This window comes from Rathayibacter sp. PhB151, assembly GCF_004366415.1.
Classification (GTDB): Bacteria; Actinomycetota; Actinomycetes; order Actinomycetales; family Microbacteriaceae; genus Rathayibacter; species Rathayibacter festucae.
The window spans coordinates 40,296-54,814 of record NZ_SOEN01000013.1; the positions used below are offsets into that span (position 1 = coordinate 40,296).

Below are 14,519 nucleotides of genomic sequence, written 5' to 3' on the forward strand. Positions count from 1 at the left end.
GATCGACCGCCGCCCGGGGGGCGGGCGTCGCTTAGGCTCTCTCGAATGAGCACCACGACGACCTCCTCTCGCCGCGCCTCCGGCACCCCTCGCCGCAGCCGACGGGGCCTCTGGATCACCCTGACCGTCCTGCTGGTCCTCGTGATCGGCGCGGTCGTCGCCGCGTTCCTCGCGGTGCAGACCTACGAGAAGGCGATGACGGTGCGCGCCAAGCTCACCTCCGCCATCCCGCTGGTCTCCCAGGTCGCCGACCAGCTCACCGGCTTCGACACGGCGGGCGCGGAGTCGACCGCCGGCCAGATCGCCACGCTCACCGGCGAGGCGCGCGACGAGACCGACGACCCGGTGTGGCGGGTGATGGAGATCGTGCCCTTCCTCGGCCCGAACCTCTCCGCCGTGCGCGCCGCGACCGAGATCGCGGACGACGTCTCGGGCAAGATCGTCACCCCGCTCTCCTCCACCTCGCTCGACGTCCTCAAGCCGGTCGACGGCAAGGTCGACATCGCCGCTATCACCGCGCTCTCCGACAAGATCACCGTCGCGAAGGGCGTCGTCGACGAGGCGCAGGCCCGCGTCGAGGGGATCGACCGGGGCGCGCTCGTGCCGCAGGTCGCGTCCGCGCTCGACGCGTTCGCCCCGCAGCTCGAGACGGCGACCAGCGCGATGGACCAGGTCCAGCCGATCACCGCGATCCTCCCCGACGCCCTCGGTGCCAGCGGACCGCGCAGCTATCTCGTGCTCTTCCAGAACCTCGCGGAGGCGCAGGCCCTGGGCGGCGGCGCCTCCTCGGTGATGCAGCTGAACGTCGACGGCGGAGCGATCACGGTCGGCACGCAGCAGTCGAGCCAGGACTTCCGCGGGCTGCAGTCGGTCACGGTCGACCAGAGTGCGCTCGACACCTTCGGCGGCAACCTCGCGACCACGTTCAACGTGTCGACCAGCCGCCCCGACTTCCCGACCGCGTCCTCGATCGCGACGCAGTTCTGGGCGCAGAAGTTCCCGGAGCAGAAGATCGACGGCGTGCTCGCGATCGATCCCATGGCGCTGCAGTACCTGCTCGCCTCGACCGGGCCGGTGACGCTCTCCGACGGCACCGAGCTGACCAGCGAGAACACCGTCTCGACGCTGCTCAACAAGGTCTACTTCCGCTACTCGGACGCGACCGTCGCCGACGCGACCGACGCGTTCTTCTCCGAGGCCAGCGCCACCGTCCTCGGCAAGATCCTCGGCGGCGACATGGAGCCGTCGAAGATGCTCCCCGCCGTGGTGAAGGCCGTCGGCGAGAGCCGGATCCTCGCCTACAGCACCGACCCGGACGAGCAGGCGCTGCTCGCGCCGACCCCGATCGCGGGCGTCCTGCCGACGGACAACGACGACACCTCGACCACCGGCGTGTTCTTCCAGGACGCGTCGATCGGCTCGAAGATGGACTACTACCTCGACACCGCGGTGACCCAGTCGAGCACGAACCGCTGCGCCGCCGATGGCACGAGTTTCTCCACCCAGGTCACGCTGACGAACACCATCACCGAGAAGGTCGCGCGCACGCTGCCCAAGTACGTGGCGGCGAACGGCGGGAACCGCTTCCCGCTCGGCGACTTCGTCACCAACGTCTACGTCTACGGCCCTCCCGGCACGACGACCTCGCAGGCGCAGGCGTCCTGGTCCGACCCGCTCGGCGGCGCGGCCAGTGTCCTCGAGCCGTCCGAGGACCTCGGGCGTCCGGTCGCGCGCGTGGCGGTCCAGCTCGCTCCCGGCGAGTCGACGACGGTGACGGTCGGCTTCACCGCCGCGGACGCCGCCGCGACCTTCGGCGAGCAGGCCGTCCGGGTCACGCCGATGATCAACAAGACCGAGGTCACTCTCGCGGACGACCCGACCTGCGCCGGCTGAGAGCGGGGCGGCCGGTGGACGGCCGCCCCGCTCAGGCCAGCGCGGAGCCGGGGATCGAGCTGGTGACGAGCCAGGACGCGAGGAACGCGGTGCCGACGCAGAGCACGAAGGCGACGATCGGGATCCAGAACACCCGGCGGCCGACGAGGTAGCGGATGATCGTCACGCCCACGGCGATCAGCGTCAGGATCGGCGGGCCGATCAGGGCGAGCGAGACGCCCCAGTCGATCCGGTCGTAGTCGCAGGCGATGTTCTGCCCCTCGCACTGGCCGGGGAAGACGGCGAGGATCGCGGCGAGGTAGCCGAGCACCACGCAGAGCAGCCCGAGCGCGAGGCAGCCGAGGATCGAGAGCACCAGGTCCCAGCGGCGGCGCAGCGGCTTCCCGGCGGCGAAGGTCTCGCGGACGGAGCGGTACGCCTCGGTGCGGAACTCGTCGTGGGCCCGCGCCGCGGCCGGCCGGCTCGCGGCGGCGCGCTGGGCGGTGGAGGGGCGCTGGGCAGCGGACGGTTGCTGGCCGGCCCGGGCGCGCTTCTTCTTCGAGGAGGCCACGGTCAGAAGATCATCGGGCGGTCGTCGTCGAGCGAGGTGTCGAGATCGAGGTCGACCACCACGGGGACGTGGTCGCTCGGGGCGTCGCCCTTGCGCTCGTTGCGGTGGATCGAGGCGCCGGTCACCAGGTCGCCGAAGGCGCGCGAGCCGAGCACGAAGTCGATCCGCAGCCCCTCGTTGCGCGGGAAGCGCAGCTGCTTGTAGTCCCAGTAGGTGTAGCCCTCGGGCACGAGCGGGCGCACGACGTCGTGCAGGCCGGCGGCGGTGAAGGCCTCGAAGGCGGCGCGCTCCTCGGGGGAGACGTGGGTGGATCCGGGGCCGAGCGTCGGGTCGCCGACGTCGCTGTCGAGCGGGGCGACGTTCCAGTCGCCGACCAGCGCGAGCGGCAGGTCGGGCTCGGCCGCGAGCCAGGCGCGGGTGCTCGCCTCGAGGGCCGCGAACCACTCGAGCTTGTAGTGCCAGTGCGGGTCGCCGACCGCGCGGCCGTTGGGGACGTAGAGGCTCCAGACCCGCACGCCGTCGACCGTCGCGCCGATCGCGCGCGCTTCGAGCGGGAAGGAGCCGTCCGCCGCGGGCTCCTTGGCGAAGCCGGGCATCCCGGGGAAGCCGACCTGGACGTCCTCCATCGGCAGGCGGGAGGCGATGCCGACGCCGTTCCACTGGCTGAGGCCGACCATCTCGACGTGGTAGCCCGCCTGGGCGAAGGCCTCGTGCGGGAACTGCTCGGGCTTGCACTTGAGCTCCTGCATGGCGAGCACGTCGACGTCCTCGCGCACGAGCCAGTCGACGACGCGGCCGGTGCGGGCCCGGATGGAGTTCACGTTCCAGGTGGCGATGCGCATTCCGGAAGTCTAGGAGCCGTCGCCGACAGCTTCCCCGCACGGGGGCCGGGCGCGCGGTCTCCTCCTGCCGACCGATTGCGGAACCGGTGTCGGTGGTCGATGGTTGTCTTGCGCCGTCCCTGAAGCGGCCGCTCCTCCGCGCCGCTCGGCCCGAGCCCCGAAGCTCCGGCCGTCCCCGTGCTCGGCCGATCCGCCTCTCGCGGACCCGGCCGCCCTCTCCCGCCCCGCCCCGACCGGAGGACCCATGATCCTGCTCCGTCTCGCGTCCTCGTACGCGAAGCCCTACTCCCGGTCGATCACGGCGGTCGTGGTGCTCCAGCTGATCGCGACCCTCGCGGCGCTCTACCTGCCGAGCCTCAACGCCGAGATCATCGACCAGGGCATCGGCCAGGGGGACACCGACTTCATCTGGGCCACCGGCATGACGATGCTCATGGTCTGCCTGGTCCAGGTCGCCGCGGCGATCGGCGGCGTCTACTTCGGTGCGCGCACCGCGATGGCCGTCGGCCGCGACCTGCGCCGCGACGTCTACCGCCGGGTCGACTCGCTGAGCGGGCTCGAGGTCGGCCGCTTCGGCACCGCCACCCTGATCACCCGCGGCACGAACGACGTGCAGCAGGTGCAGATGCTCGTGCTGATGACGCTCAACTTCATGGTCTCGACGCCGATCATGTGCATCGGCGGGATCGTCTTCGCCCTGCGCGAGGACGCCGGGCTCTCCTGGCTGGTCTGGGTCTCGGTGCCCGTGCTCTTCGTCGTCGTCGGCGTGCTGGTCTTCCTGCTGCTGCCGCTGTTCCGCCTGATGCAGGACCGCATCGACGGGATCAACGGGGTGCTGCGCGAGCAGATCACCGGCATCCGCGTGGTCCGCGCCTTCGTCCGCGAGCCGTTCGAGTCCGAGCGCTACCGCCGCTCGAACGAGGCGATCACCGAGGTGTCGATCAAGGTCGGCAACATCTTCGTGCTGATGTTCCCGGCGATCATGATGATCCTGCACCTCGCCACGGCCGCCGTGCTCTGGTTCGGCGGGCACCGGGTCGACGCGGGTCAGATGCAGATCGGCTCGCTGACCGCGTTCCTCCAGTACCTGCTGCAGATCCTCACCGCCGTGATGATGGGCGTCTTCATGGTGATGATGATCCCGCGCGCCGTGGTCTGCTCCGAGCGCATCCAGGAGGTCCTCGACACCCGGACCAGCCTCACCACGCCGACCGGCGGCGTCGAGGCGCCGACCGTCGGCCGCGTCGAGTTCTCCGGCGTGGTCTTCGGCTACCCCGGCGCCGAGCGCCCCGTGCTCTCGCAGCTCGACCTCGTCGCCGAGCCCGGCCGGACGACCGCGATCGTCGGCTCGACCGGCGCGGGCAAGACGACCCTGCTCGGCCTCGTGCCGCGGCTGTTCGACCCGCAGGAGGGCTCGGTCGCCATCGACGGCGTGCCCGTCTCCTCACTCGACCGCGCGCAGCTCGCGAAGGTCGTCGGGCTCGTCCCGCAGCGGCCGTACCTGTTCTCGGGCACCATCGCCTCCAACCTCCGCTTCGGCCGGCCCGATGCGACGGACGCCGAGCTCTGGGAGGCGCTGCGCATCGCCCAGGGCGAGGACTTCGTCCGCGCGAAGGAGCGCGGGCTCGACGAGCCGGTCTCGCAGGGTGGCACCAACGTCTCCGGCGGGCAGCGGCAGCGGCTCTGCATCGCTCGGGCGCTCGTCGCGAAGCCGCGCGTCTACCTCTTCGACGACTCGTTCTCGGCGCTCGACGTCGCGACCGATGCGCGCCTGCGGGAGTCCCTCGCCGAGGCGACCACCGACGCGACCGTGATCATCGTCGCCCAGCGCGTGTCGACCATCCGGAACGCCGACCAGATCGTCGTGCTCGACGCGGGCCGCATCGTCGGCCGCGGCACGCACGACGAGCTCCTCGAGACGAACGCGACCTACCGCGAGATCGTCGAATCCCAGCTGAGCGTGGAAGGGGTGGCCTGAGATGGCACGCGCACGCGACACCGAGACCCAGGCGGCGCCGGTCGCCGAGACCTCCGAGCTCGAGCCCGAGTTCGAGCCCGGCGAGGGCGACGGCGGCATGTTCGGCGACGGCCCGCCCGCCCGGAAGGCGCAGAACTTCTGGCCCTCCGCCAAGCGGTTGTTCAGCCTGCTCGGGCCCGAGCGCGCCCGGATGATCCTCGTCGTCGCGCTCGTGTCCGCGTCGGTCGTGCTCACCGTCATCGCGCCGAAGATCCTCGGCCAGGCGATGGACACCATCTTCAACGGCGTGATCGGCTCGCAGCTGCCGGCCGGCGTCCCGCTCGAGCAGATCATCGCGCAGCAGCGGGCCGAGGGCAACGGCACCTTCGCCGACATGCTCTCCAAGACCGCGATCGTGCCCGGCGAGGGCATCGACTTCACCGTGCTCGGGCGACTGATCATCATCGTGCTGCTGATGTACGTCGTCGCGTCGGTGCTGATGTGGGCCCAGGGCTACATCCTCAACGGCCTCGTGATGCGGGTCGTCTTCGGCCTGCGCCAGGACATCGAGGCGAAGATCAACCGCCTCCCGCTGCGCTACTTCGACACCCGGCAGCGCGGCGACGTGATGTCGCGGGTGACCAACGACGTGGACAACATCCAGACCGCGCTGCAGCAGGCGTTCTCGCAGCTCGTCCAGTCGGTGCTCACCATCATCGGCATCGCCGTGATGATGTTCATCGTCTCCTGGCAGCTCGCGCTGATCGCCCTGGTCTCGATCCCGCTGTCCGCCGTGATCGCCGGCGTCATCGGCGCCCGCTCGCAGAAGCTCTTCGCCGCGCAGTGGAAGAACACCGGCGCGCTGAACGGCCACATCGAGGAGACCTTCTCCGGCCTCGAGATCGTGCGCACCTTCGGCCGCGACCGCGAGATGCTCGAGGAGTTCGACCGCCGGAACGACGCGCTCTACTCGGCCTCGTTCGGCGCCCAGTTCGTCTCGGGCATGATCATGCCGGCGATGACCTTCGTGTCCTACCTCTCCTACGTGCTGATCGCCGTGGTCGGCGGGCTGCGGGTCGCCTCGGGCCAGCTGACCCTCGGCGACGCGACCGCGTTCATCCAGTACTCGCGCGAGTTCACCCAGCCGGTGACCCAGCTCGCGAGCATGGCGAACATGCTGCAGTCGGGCGTCGCCTCGGCCGAGCGCACCTTCGAGCTGCTCGACGCGGACGAGCAGGAGCCGGAGACCGCGGTCGACTCGCTGCCCGAGCGCACCGACGGCCACGTCGAGTTCCAGGACGTCTCCTTCTCCTACGACCCGGAGCAGCCGCTGATCGAGGGGCTGACCTTCTCGGCCCAGCCGGGCCAGACGGTCGCGATCGTCGGTCCGACCGGCGCCGGCAAGACCACGCTGGTCAACCTGGTGATGCGCTTCTACGAGCTCACCGGCGGGCGGATCCTGCTCGACGGCGTCGACATCACCCGGATCGGTCGCGGCGACCTGCGCTCGCGGGTCGGCATGGTGCTCCAGGACGCCTGGCTGTTCCAGGGCACGATCCGCGAGAACATCCGCTACGGCCGCCTCGACGCGACGGACGAGGAGATCGTCGACGCCGCGCGGGCGACGATGGTCGACCGCTTCGTGCAGCAGCTCCCCGACGGCTACGACACGGTGCTCGACGCCGAGGGCGGAAGCGTCTCGGCCGGTGAGCGCCAGCTGATCACGATCGCCCGCGCGTTCCTCGCCAACCCGTCGCTGCTGATCCTCGACGAGGCGACCTCCTCGGTCGACACCCGCACCGAGCTGCTCGTCCAGCACGCGATGGCGGCGCTGCGCACCGACCGCACCTCGTTCGTCATCGCGCACCGCCTCTCCACGATCCGGGACGCCGACACGATCCTGGTGATGGAGGCCGGCCGCATCGTCGAGCAGGGTGCTCACGAGGCGCTGCTCCAGCGCCGCGGCGCGTACTACGACCTGTACATGACCCAGTTCCGCGGGGGTGCCGAGGAGGGACAGGGCGAGAAAGCCGGTGCGACGCGCGCGGGCGGGGCCGAGTCCGCGCCGTAGGCGTGCCCCGTAGAGTAGGCGCGTGACCGACGCACGCCAGCAGCTCATCGAGTACATCGGCTCCGACGCCGTCTTCCACGGGGACTTCACCCTGACGAGCGGCAAGAAGGCGAGCTACTACGTCGACCTGCGCCGCGTCAGCCTCGACCACCGGGTCGCGCCGCTCATCGGCGACGTGATGCTCGACCTGATCGCCCCGATCGAGCGCGTCGACGCCGTCGGCGGTCTGACGATGGGCGCCGACCCGATCGCATCCGCGATCCTGCACCGCGGCGTCCTCCGCGGACTCGAGTACGACGCCTTCGTCGTGCGCAAGGCGCCCAAGGACCACGGCCGCGGCCGCCAGGTCGAGGGCCCGGACCTCGCAGGCAAGCGCGTCGTCGTCGTCGAGGACACCTCCACCACCGGCGGCTCCCCGCTCGCCGCGATCGAGGCCCTGCTGAAGGTCGGCGCCGAGATCGCCGGAGTCGCCGTCGTCGTCGACCGTGCGACCGGGGCCCGCGAGATCATCGAGGGCGCCGGCTACCCCTACTTCGCCGCGATCGGGCTGGCCGACCTCGGGCTGAGCTGATGGTGGACGACGACGGCCGCGAGCGCGGCGACCAGCCCGACGGCGGGCGTGACGAGCAGCCCGAGCGCCGCGCCGGCGGCAGCGAGTGGCTCCTCGAGCAGCTGAGCGGCGGCCGCCTGAAGAGCATCTTCGACGCCCCGCGCACCCCCGCGCCCGAGGCCGCGCCCGCGCCTGAGGCCGCGCCCGCGACCGAGGCAGTGCCCGCCGAGGAGGAGCAGCCGGCGGAGACGCAGGACTCGACCGAGGCCGAGCAGTCCGCTGAGGCGGAGCGCCCCCTCTACGCCGAGCGCACCATCGAAGCCGAGCGGTCCGTCGCGGCCGAGCAGTCCGTCGTCGAGCAGTCCGTCTTCGAGCAGTCGGTGGACGAGCAGTCGGTGGACGTCGAGCAGGCCGGCCCGATCGAGCAGGCCGGTGAGACCGAGCAGGGCGGTGAGACCGAGCAGGTCGCAGCTGCCGAGCGCCCCGTCGACGACGAGCAGGCCGAGCCGTCCGCCGAGGTCGAGCGTCCCGCCGAGGTCGAGCGTCCCGTCGAGGTCGAGCGTCCCGTCGATTCCGAGCAGCGCGTCGATGCCGAGCAGCAGGCCGATGTCGAGCAGCCGGTCGATGCCGTGCGACCCGTGGAGCCCGAGCCCGGCTCCGCTCGCGAGACCGTCGTCGAGCCCGACCCCGCTCCCGCACCGCCGACCACGGACGCGGCGCCCGCGGAGGACGACGCTCGGACGCCCGTGGAGCCCACGTCCGATCCCGAGGCCGACGCCGCCTCCGCGCGCCGCGACATCTGGGCCGCCTTCACCGCTCCCCGGTCGCGGCCCGCAGCGGACGACTCGACCAGCTCGGAGTCCGCTTCCGAGCGACCGGTCACGCCCTCGCCGCGCTTCCCGCTCGGCCCGGTGCTCCCGCAGTCGCCGGCCGCCCCGGGCCCCGTCGCGGCTCCCGCGCCGGAGTCGCCCGTCGCGCCGGTCGAGCCCCCGCCCGTCCTGCCCGCGACACCCCCGATCGACGATCTGCCGACCGCGCCTCCGGCGCTCCGCGAGCGAGGGCGCCGCTCCGAGGCTCGCCGCGACCGGCCCGAGGGTGCGACCGAGCCCGAGCCGCGCGAGCCCGCGGCGCCCAACGTGTACCAGTGGCCCGACCCCCGCGGCGGCTGGGACGCACCGCCGGTGTGGGAGGACGTCGTCGCCCCGCGCGACGAGCCCGAGGACGACGGCGGCGACGAGGAGCTCTGGCGCGAGACCGCCGGCGCCTACGCCTGGAACCTGGAGCCGGACGACGACGGCACCGCCTCCGGAGAGCCGACCGCCGAGCCGACCACCGGTGCCGAGGGGGCGTCCGGCGAGGACGAGCCCGCCGCCCCGGCCGTCGCGCCGTTCAGCACTCCTGCCCGCGCGCACGTCAACGCCGCCAAGCGCTCGACCCGCAAGCCCCGCAGCGAGAGGCCCCGCGCCGAGAAGCCCCGCGCCGAGAGGCCCCGTGCCGAGAAGCCCGCGACGTCACCGGCCCCCGCTCCCGTCCCCTCCGTCACGAGCGTCGGCGCACCCGGTCCCGACCGCGCCCGCAGCCGTCGGCGCCTGCTGATCGGCCTGATCGCCGTCGGCGTCGTGCTCCTGCTCGGCGCGATCCTCGCCATCGGGATCGCCGTCGGCTCGAACGGCGATCAGGAGGCGGCGCCGGCCCCGGCCGCGACGACCGCCGCTCCGTCCGAGCCGAGTGCGACGCCCACCAGCCCGCCCACCGCAGCCCTGCCCACCGTCGGCCCGCTGCCGGCCGGCAGCTACGCCTGGACCGTGCTGCTGGGCGGCGAATGCCTGCAACCCTTCGACACCGTCTGGGCCGAGACCTTCACGGTCGTCGACTGCGCGACCGCCCACACCGGCGAGATGGTCGCGACCGGTGAGCTGACCGACGCGACCTTCCCGGGTCAGGACGCGCTGGCCGTCTCGGTCTCCTCGCTCTGCCAGGCGCAGGGCGTCGTCGACATCGCGGGTGCCGAGGCGTACGGCGACGTGCAGGTGTCCGCCTCCTTCCCGGTGACCCAGGAGCAGTGGGACGCCGGCGAGCGCAGCTACTACTGCTTCGTCGACCGCGCCGGCGGCGGCGACATGCTCGGCTCGGTCGACGGCACCCCGTCGGCCTAGGCCGGGCGGCGCGCGACGTGGACGAGGCCGGGCCCTCCGCCTCCCCCGAGGCGACGACGAACGGCGTGGGGCCGTGGGTCGGTCCGCGGCCCGACGACGACCGCCTCGACCCCGAGCTGCTCGAGCGCGGCGACTCCCGCAACGTGATCGACCGCTTCCGCTACTGGCGGATGGACGCGATCGTCGCCGAGCTCGACGCGACGCGGCACCCCTTCCACGTCGCCATCGAGAACTGGCAGCACGACATGAACATCGGCTCGATCGTGCGCAGCGCCAATGCGTTCGGCGCCGAGAGCGTGCACATCGTCGGGCGCCGGCGCTGGAACAAGCGCGGCGCGATGGTCACCGACCGCTACCAGCACGTGCAGCACCACGAGACCGTCGCCGACCTCGCCCGCTGGGCCGAGGCGGAGGACGTGCCCCTGCTCGCGATCGACAACGTGCCCGGCTGCGTGCCGATCGAGACGTTCGCGCTGCCGGAGCGCTGCGTGCTGCTGTTCGGGCAGGAGGGGCCGGGCCTCTCGGAGGAGGCGATCGCCGCCTCCGTCGCCGTGCTCGAGATCTCGCAGTTCGGCTCGACCCGCTCGATCAACGCCTCGGCCGCCGCCGCCGTCGCGATGCACGCCTGGATCCTCCAGCACGTCCGCTTCTGACCAGCCGGGCGCCCCCCTCCCCCTCCCACACTCCAAAAGTTGCGGTACTCGCGCTCGACTACCGCAACTTCGGAGGAGTGGCAGCGGGGCCCGCCGACTGCTGCGCCGCGAGTACGCAGAAGTTGCGGTATTCGCGCGTCGCTCCCGCAACTTTTGAGGAGTGGGAGTGCCGTCTCCCGGGTGGTCCGCGGCGGGTCCGCAGAAGTTGCGGTACTCGCGTGCGACTACCGCAGCTTCTGGAGTGTGGGCAGTTCGGGTGGGAGGAGCGACGGGGCCGGGGCGGCGGTCAGAGGATCTGGTCGTCGGGCGGGAACTCGGTCTCGTACGGGTCGGTGGAGAGCAGCTCGTGCACGCCGGTCAGCACCTCGTCGGGGCGGAACGGGTAGCGGTCCATCTCGGCGCGGTCGCTGATGCCGGTGAGGACGAGGACGGTGTGCAGGCCGGCCTCGATGCCGGCGACGATGTCGGTGTCCATCCGGTCGCCGATCATGCCGGTGTTCTCGCTGTGCGCGCCGATCTTGTTCATCGCCGAGCGGAACATCATCGGGTTCGGCTTGCCGACCACGTACGGGTCCTTGCCGGTGGCCTTCGTGATCAGGGCGGCGATCGCGCCCGTCGCGGGCATGACGCCCTCGGCGCTCGGGCCGGTCGCGTCGGGGTTGGTCACGATGAAGCGGGCGCCGCCGACGATCAGGCGGATCGCCTTCGTGATCGCCTCGAAGCTGTAGTTGCGGGTCTCGCCGACGACGACGTAGTCGGGCGCTGTCTCGGTCATGATGAAGCCGGCCTCGTGCAGGGCCGTGGTGATGCCGGCCTCGCCGATCACGAAGGCGCTGCCGCCCGGCATCTGCGAGGCGCAGAAGTCGGCGGTCGCGAGGGCGCTCGTCCAGATCCGCTCCTCCGGGACGTGCAGCCCCGACGCCCGCAGCCTGGCCGCGAGATCGCGCGGGGTGAAGATCGAGTTGTTGGTGAGCACCAGGAACGGGGTGCCCGCGTCCGTCCACTCCTGGATGAGCTCGGGCGCGCCGGGGAGCGCCTGGTTCTCGTGCACCAGCACGCCGTCCATGTCCGTGAGCCAGGCCTCGACCTCGCTGCGCTTCGTCGCCATGGGGTCGATGCTATCGGCGCAGCCCGGACGGGGGAGTCGACGGGCTGCCCCGGAGCGGCACAGCGGGAGCGGGTTACCCTGAGGACATGAATGGCGAGAACCTGCTGGGCCCCGAACCGACCCTCCTCCCGGACGAGCCCGCGATCACCGCGGCCCTCGCCAAGCACGCGAACCCGGGAGCCGTCGAGTTCGCCGCGCTCGCGGCCGCCCACCCGCGCTCGCCGCTGGCCTGGGCCCTCCTCGCGGACAGCGTCTGGGGGATCGACGCCGCGCTGCCGTCCTACGCCTACGCGCGCGTCGGCTACCACCGTGGCCTCGACCTGCTCCGCACCGCCGGCTGGCGCGGCCAGGGCCCGATCCCGTGGCGCCACGGCCCCAACCGCGGCTTCCTCCTCGCGCTCTACGCGCTCCGCCGCGCCGCCGAGTCGATCGGTGAGACCGACGAGGTCGCCCGTCTCACCGGCTTCCTCGAGCAGGCCGACCCCGCCGCGATCCCCGAGATCGAGCGCTACCACGAGGACGCGCTGCCCCCTACGGCAGCGATCGTCATCCTCGGCGCCGACTGATCGCCGTCCGGCCGTGGCGCTCGCGGCGTTGTCGTCGGTCGCCGTAGCTCCGCTACGCCTCCCTCCTCCGCCTTGCGATCACCGCGACCGGACGACGATCAGGCCGAGGCGGTGCAGGGTTGCCACCCCCGCCGCATGCTGGTCGAGTAGGCCCGGAGGGGCGTATCGAGACCCGCCGTCGTTCGGTGGGTGGATCTCGATACGCCCTCTGCGAGGGCTACTCGATCAGCATGCAAGGGATCCGCTTCGCGGGCCGCTCGATCCGCATGAAAGGGACCCGCTGCGCGGGCCAATTGATCAGCAGGAAAGGGACCCGCTGCGCGGGCGGATCGATCAGCAGGTGGGCGCCCGCTCTGCGGGCTCCTCGGGCGGGACGCTCGGTCAGCGAGACGAGCCGGCGTCCGTAGGCGCGGCGCGGCGGCGGAGGAGCAGGACCGTCGCGAGGGTCAGCAGGGCGCCGAGGGCGGCCGAGGCAGCGGTGACCAGGAAGCCGGACTGCGGGCCGAGGGCCTCGACGGCCAGGCCGCTCAGGGTGGAGCCGGCGGTGGCGCCGAGGGCGATGCCGGTCGGCGGCCAGGCGAGGGCCTCGGTGAGGCGGCTGCGCGGGGCGATCGACTCGACGAGGCTCGAGCCGGTGATCAGCAGAGGCGACGTCGCGAGGCCGGCGACGAACGCCAGCGCGATCAGCGCGGGCAGCGAGCCGGCCAGCACGACCACCGGCACGACCACTCCGAAGACGGCGCCCGCCACCAGGAACCTCGAGCGCGGACCGCCGGGCAGGCGCGCGGCACCCACGACCACCCCGGTCAGCACGCTGCCGATGCTGTACGCGGAGAGCAGCAGCCCCGAGGCGGCTCCCGCTCCGGACGCCTCCGCGGTCGCGATCGCCGCGACGTTGAACGAGCCGAAGACCCCGCCGATGGTCGCGAAGACCGCGACGATGCCGACGAGCCCGAGCGGCAGCCGCTCCCGCGCGGGCGACGCGGCCGAGCGCACTGGAGCGAGCGCCGGCTGCGTCCCCGTCTGCACGAGCAGCGCGACGCCGCCCGCCACGCCGATCCCGAGGCCGACCAGGACGCCGGCCGCCGGGTGCACGAGCGAGGCCAGCAGGGTGACGATCGGCGGCGCGACCACGAAGGCCGCCTCGTCCGCCACCGACTCGACCGAGTACGCGGTGTGCCGGAGCCCCGGGTCCGACGTCGCGGCGCTCCAGCGCGAGCGGACGGCCGAGCCGACGTCGAGGACGGCCGCACCGGCGAGGATGCCGAGCGCGAACCAGGTCCAGACGGGAGCGCCCAGCAGCACGGCGGCGACGAGCCCGAGCGAGGCGGCGACGAGGACCGGGAGCGACAGGGCGAGCGCCCGGCGCTGCCCCCAGCGGTCCATCACCCGCGACCAGAGCGGCCCGGTCAAGGCGAGGGCGAGGGTCAGCGCGCCGGAGACCGCGCCGCCGAGCGCGTAGCTGCCGGACTGCGCCGACACGAGGACGAGCACCCCGATCGCGAGGCTGCCCTTGGGGAAGCGGCCGAGCCAGCCGGCCGAGGAGAAGGCGAGCGACCCCGGGAGGGCGAACGCCCGCGCGTACCTCCCGGTCGCACGGCTCAGAGCGGAGGTCGAGGTGATCGTGGGGTCTGGCATGGTCGGATCCGATTCCGGTCGTTCCGACGGCGGAGACTGCTCCACTGGCTGGACGGACGACAGGACGAGCCTACGCGGGCGGCACCTCCGCGGGCATGATGGACGCGTGGATGCCGCTGCGCTCGAGTCCTTCCTCGCCGACCTGCCGGGAGCAGGCGCGAGCTTCCCCTTCGGCCCGGACATCCGGGTGTGGAAGGTCGAGGGCAAGGTCTTCGCGCTCGAGAGCGAGCGGTTCGGCCGGCCTGTCGTCAGCGTCAAGGCGCTGCCCGAGAACGTCGTGCACCTCGTCGCGGGCGTCGACGGCATCGAGCCGGGCTACCACCTCAACAAGAAGCACTGGGTGACCGTCGACGCCGGCGGCCGGGTCGAGGAGGGCCTCGTGCAGGAGTTGCTGGCGGAGTCGCACGCGATCATCGTCGCGAAGCTGCCGCGCCGCCTCCGCCTCGCCCTCGACGGCACCGCCACCGGCTCCCTCAGCGAGGACGCCTGACCCGAGCCCGGCCCTCCCCGCGAGATGCCACTTGTGACCGATTCT

At 72.4% G+C, this 14,519-nt stretch carries 12 protein-coding genes; 8 read left to right on the plus strand and 4 right to left on the minus strand.

The genetic code is table 11. The features are described from left to right. Positions 1–45 precede the first annotated feature (45 nt). Positions 46–1,893, plus strand: a complete 1,848-nt coding sequence (locus EDF35_RS19820; RefSeq protein WP_133963581.1) for a DUF4012 domain-containing protein — start codon at positions 46–48, stop codon at positions 1,891–1,893. 31 nt (positions 1,894–1,924) lie between these two features. Here EDF35_RS19820 and EDF35_RS19825 read toward each other — a convergent pair whose 3' ends face one another. Together EDF35_RS19825 and EDF35_RS19830 are read right to left on the minus strand one after the other, a co-directional pair. After that, positions 1,925–2,443, minus strand: coding sequence for a DUF6264 family protein (locus tag EDF35_RS19825; protein WP_133963582.1), 519 nt, complete (start codon positions 2,441–2,443; stop codon positions 1,925–1,927). Between the two features lie 2 nt (positions 2,444–2,445). Beyond that, positions 2,446–3,285: an exodeoxyribonuclease III gene (locus EDF35_RS19830; RefSeq protein WP_123706017.1), complete on the minus strand. Its 840-nt coding sequence runs from the start codon at positions 3,283–3,285 to the stop codon at positions 2,446–2,448. A 244-nt stretch (positions 3,286–3,529) separates the two neighbouring features. On the opposite strand from EDF35_RS19830, the gene EDF35_RS19835 reads away from it, so the two are divergent. Genes EDF35_RS19835 through EDF35_RS19855 form a run of 5 tightly spaced genes read left to right on the plus strand, consistent with a single transcriptional unit; the run spans position 3,530 to position 10,672 of the window. After that, positions 3,530–5,263, plus strand: a complete 1,734-nt coding sequence (locus EDF35_RS19835) for an ABC transporter ATP-binding protein (RefSeq protein WP_133963583.1) — start codon at positions 3,530–3,532, stop codon at positions 5,261–5,263. 1 nt (position 5,264) lies between these two features. Continuing rightward, positions 5,265–7,313 carry an ABC transporter ATP-binding protein gene (locus EDF35_RS19840; protein WP_133963584.1) on the plus strand — a complete coding sequence of 683 codons (2,049 nt, stop codon included), beginning with the start codon at positions 5,265–5,267 and terminating at the stop codon, positions 7,311–7,313. 22 nt (positions 7,314–7,335) lie between these two features. Continuing rightward, a complete protein-coding gene (pyrE, locus tag EDF35_RS19845) occupies positions 7,336–7,884 on the plus strand; it encodes an orotate phosphoribosyltransferase (RefSeq protein ID WP_123447133.1) in 549 nt (182 codons plus the stop codon). Further along, the gene (locus EDF35_RS19850) at positions 7,884–10,019 is read left to right on the plus strand and encodes a septum formation family protein (protein ID WP_133963585.1); all 2,136 of its coding nucleotides are present in this window, start codon (positions 7,884–7,886) and stop codon (positions 10,017–10,019) included. The genes pyrE and EDF35_RS19850 overlap by 1 nt, the downstream gene beginning before the upstream one ends. 17 nt (positions 10,020–10,036) lie before the next feature. Next, the gene (locus EDF35_RS19855; protein ID WP_133963586.1) at positions 10,037–10,672 is read left to right on the plus strand and encodes a TrmH family RNA methyltransferase; all 636 of its coding nucleotides are present in this window, start codon (positions 10,037–10,039) and stop codon (positions 10,670–10,672) included. A gap of 286 nt (positions 10,673–10,958) precedes the next feature. On the opposite strand, the gene EDF35_RS19860 is transcribed toward EDF35_RS19855, so the two are convergent. Beyond that, positions 10,959–11,780: an HAD-IIA family hydrolase gene (locus EDF35_RS19860; protein ID WP_123447131.1), complete on the minus strand. Its 822-nt coding sequence runs from the start codon at positions 11,778–11,780 to the stop codon at positions 10,959–10,961. An 86-nt stretch (positions 11,781–11,866) separates the two neighbouring features. Between EDF35_RS19860 and EDF35_RS19865 the strand changes: the two genes are divergently transcribed. Further along, the gene (locus tag EDF35_RS19865) at positions 11,867–12,346 is read left to right on the plus strand and encodes a DUF3151 domain-containing protein (RefSeq protein WP_123706013.1); all 480 of its coding nucleotides are present in this window, start codon (positions 11,867–11,869) and stop codon (positions 12,344–12,346) included. A gap of 381 nt (positions 12,347–12,727) precedes the next feature. On the opposite strand, the gene EDF35_RS19870 is transcribed toward EDF35_RS19865, so the two are convergent. Then, a complete protein-coding gene (locus EDF35_RS19870; RefSeq protein WP_166674186.1) occupies positions 12,728–13,984 on the minus strand; it encodes an MFS transporter in 1,257 nt (418 codons plus the stop codon). A gap of 106 nt (positions 13,985–14,090) precedes the next feature. Between EDF35_RS19870 and EDF35_RS19875 the strand changes: the two genes are divergently transcribed. Further along, positions 14,091–14,474 carry an MmcQ/YjbR family DNA-binding protein gene (locus EDF35_RS19875; protein WP_243840073.1) on the plus strand — a complete coding sequence of 128 codons (384 nt, stop codon included), beginning with the start codon at positions 14,091–14,093 and terminating at the stop codon, positions 14,472–14,474. Positions 14,475–14,519: the final 45 nt, after the last annotated feature.

Coding starts and splice junctions, on each gene's coding strand:
- EDF35_RS19820 (WP_133963581.1), top strand. CDS start 46: ATGAGCACCACGACGACCTCCTCTCGCCGCGCCTCCGGCACCCCTCGC.
- EDF35_RS19830 (WP_123706017.1), bottom strand. CDS start 3,285: ATGCGCATCGCCACCTGGAACGTGAACTCCATCCGGGCCCGCACCGGC.
- EDF35_RS19835 (WP_133963583.1), top strand. CDS start 3,530: ATGATCCTGCTCCGTCTCGCGTCCTCGTACGCGAAGCCCTACTCCCGG.
- EDF35_RS19840 (WP_133963584.1), top strand. CDS start 5,265: ATGGCACGCGCACGCGACACCGAGACCCAGGCGGCGCCGGTCGCCGAG.
- EDF35_RS19850 (WP_133963585.1), top strand. CDS start 7,884: ATGGTGGACGACGACGGCCGCGAGCGCGGCGACCAGCCCGACGGCGGG.
- EDF35_RS19860 (WP_123447131.1), bottom strand. CDS start 11,780: ATGGCGACGAAGCGCAGCGAGGTCGAGGCCTGGCTCACGGACATGGAC.
- EDF35_RS19865 (WP_123706013.1), top strand. CDS start 11,867: ATGAATGGCGAGAACCTGCTGGGCCCCGAACCGACCCTCCTCCCGGAC.
- EDF35_RS19870 (WP_166674186.1), bottom strand. CDS start 13,984: ATGCCAGACCCCACGATCACCTCGACCTCCGCTCTGAGCCGTGCGACC.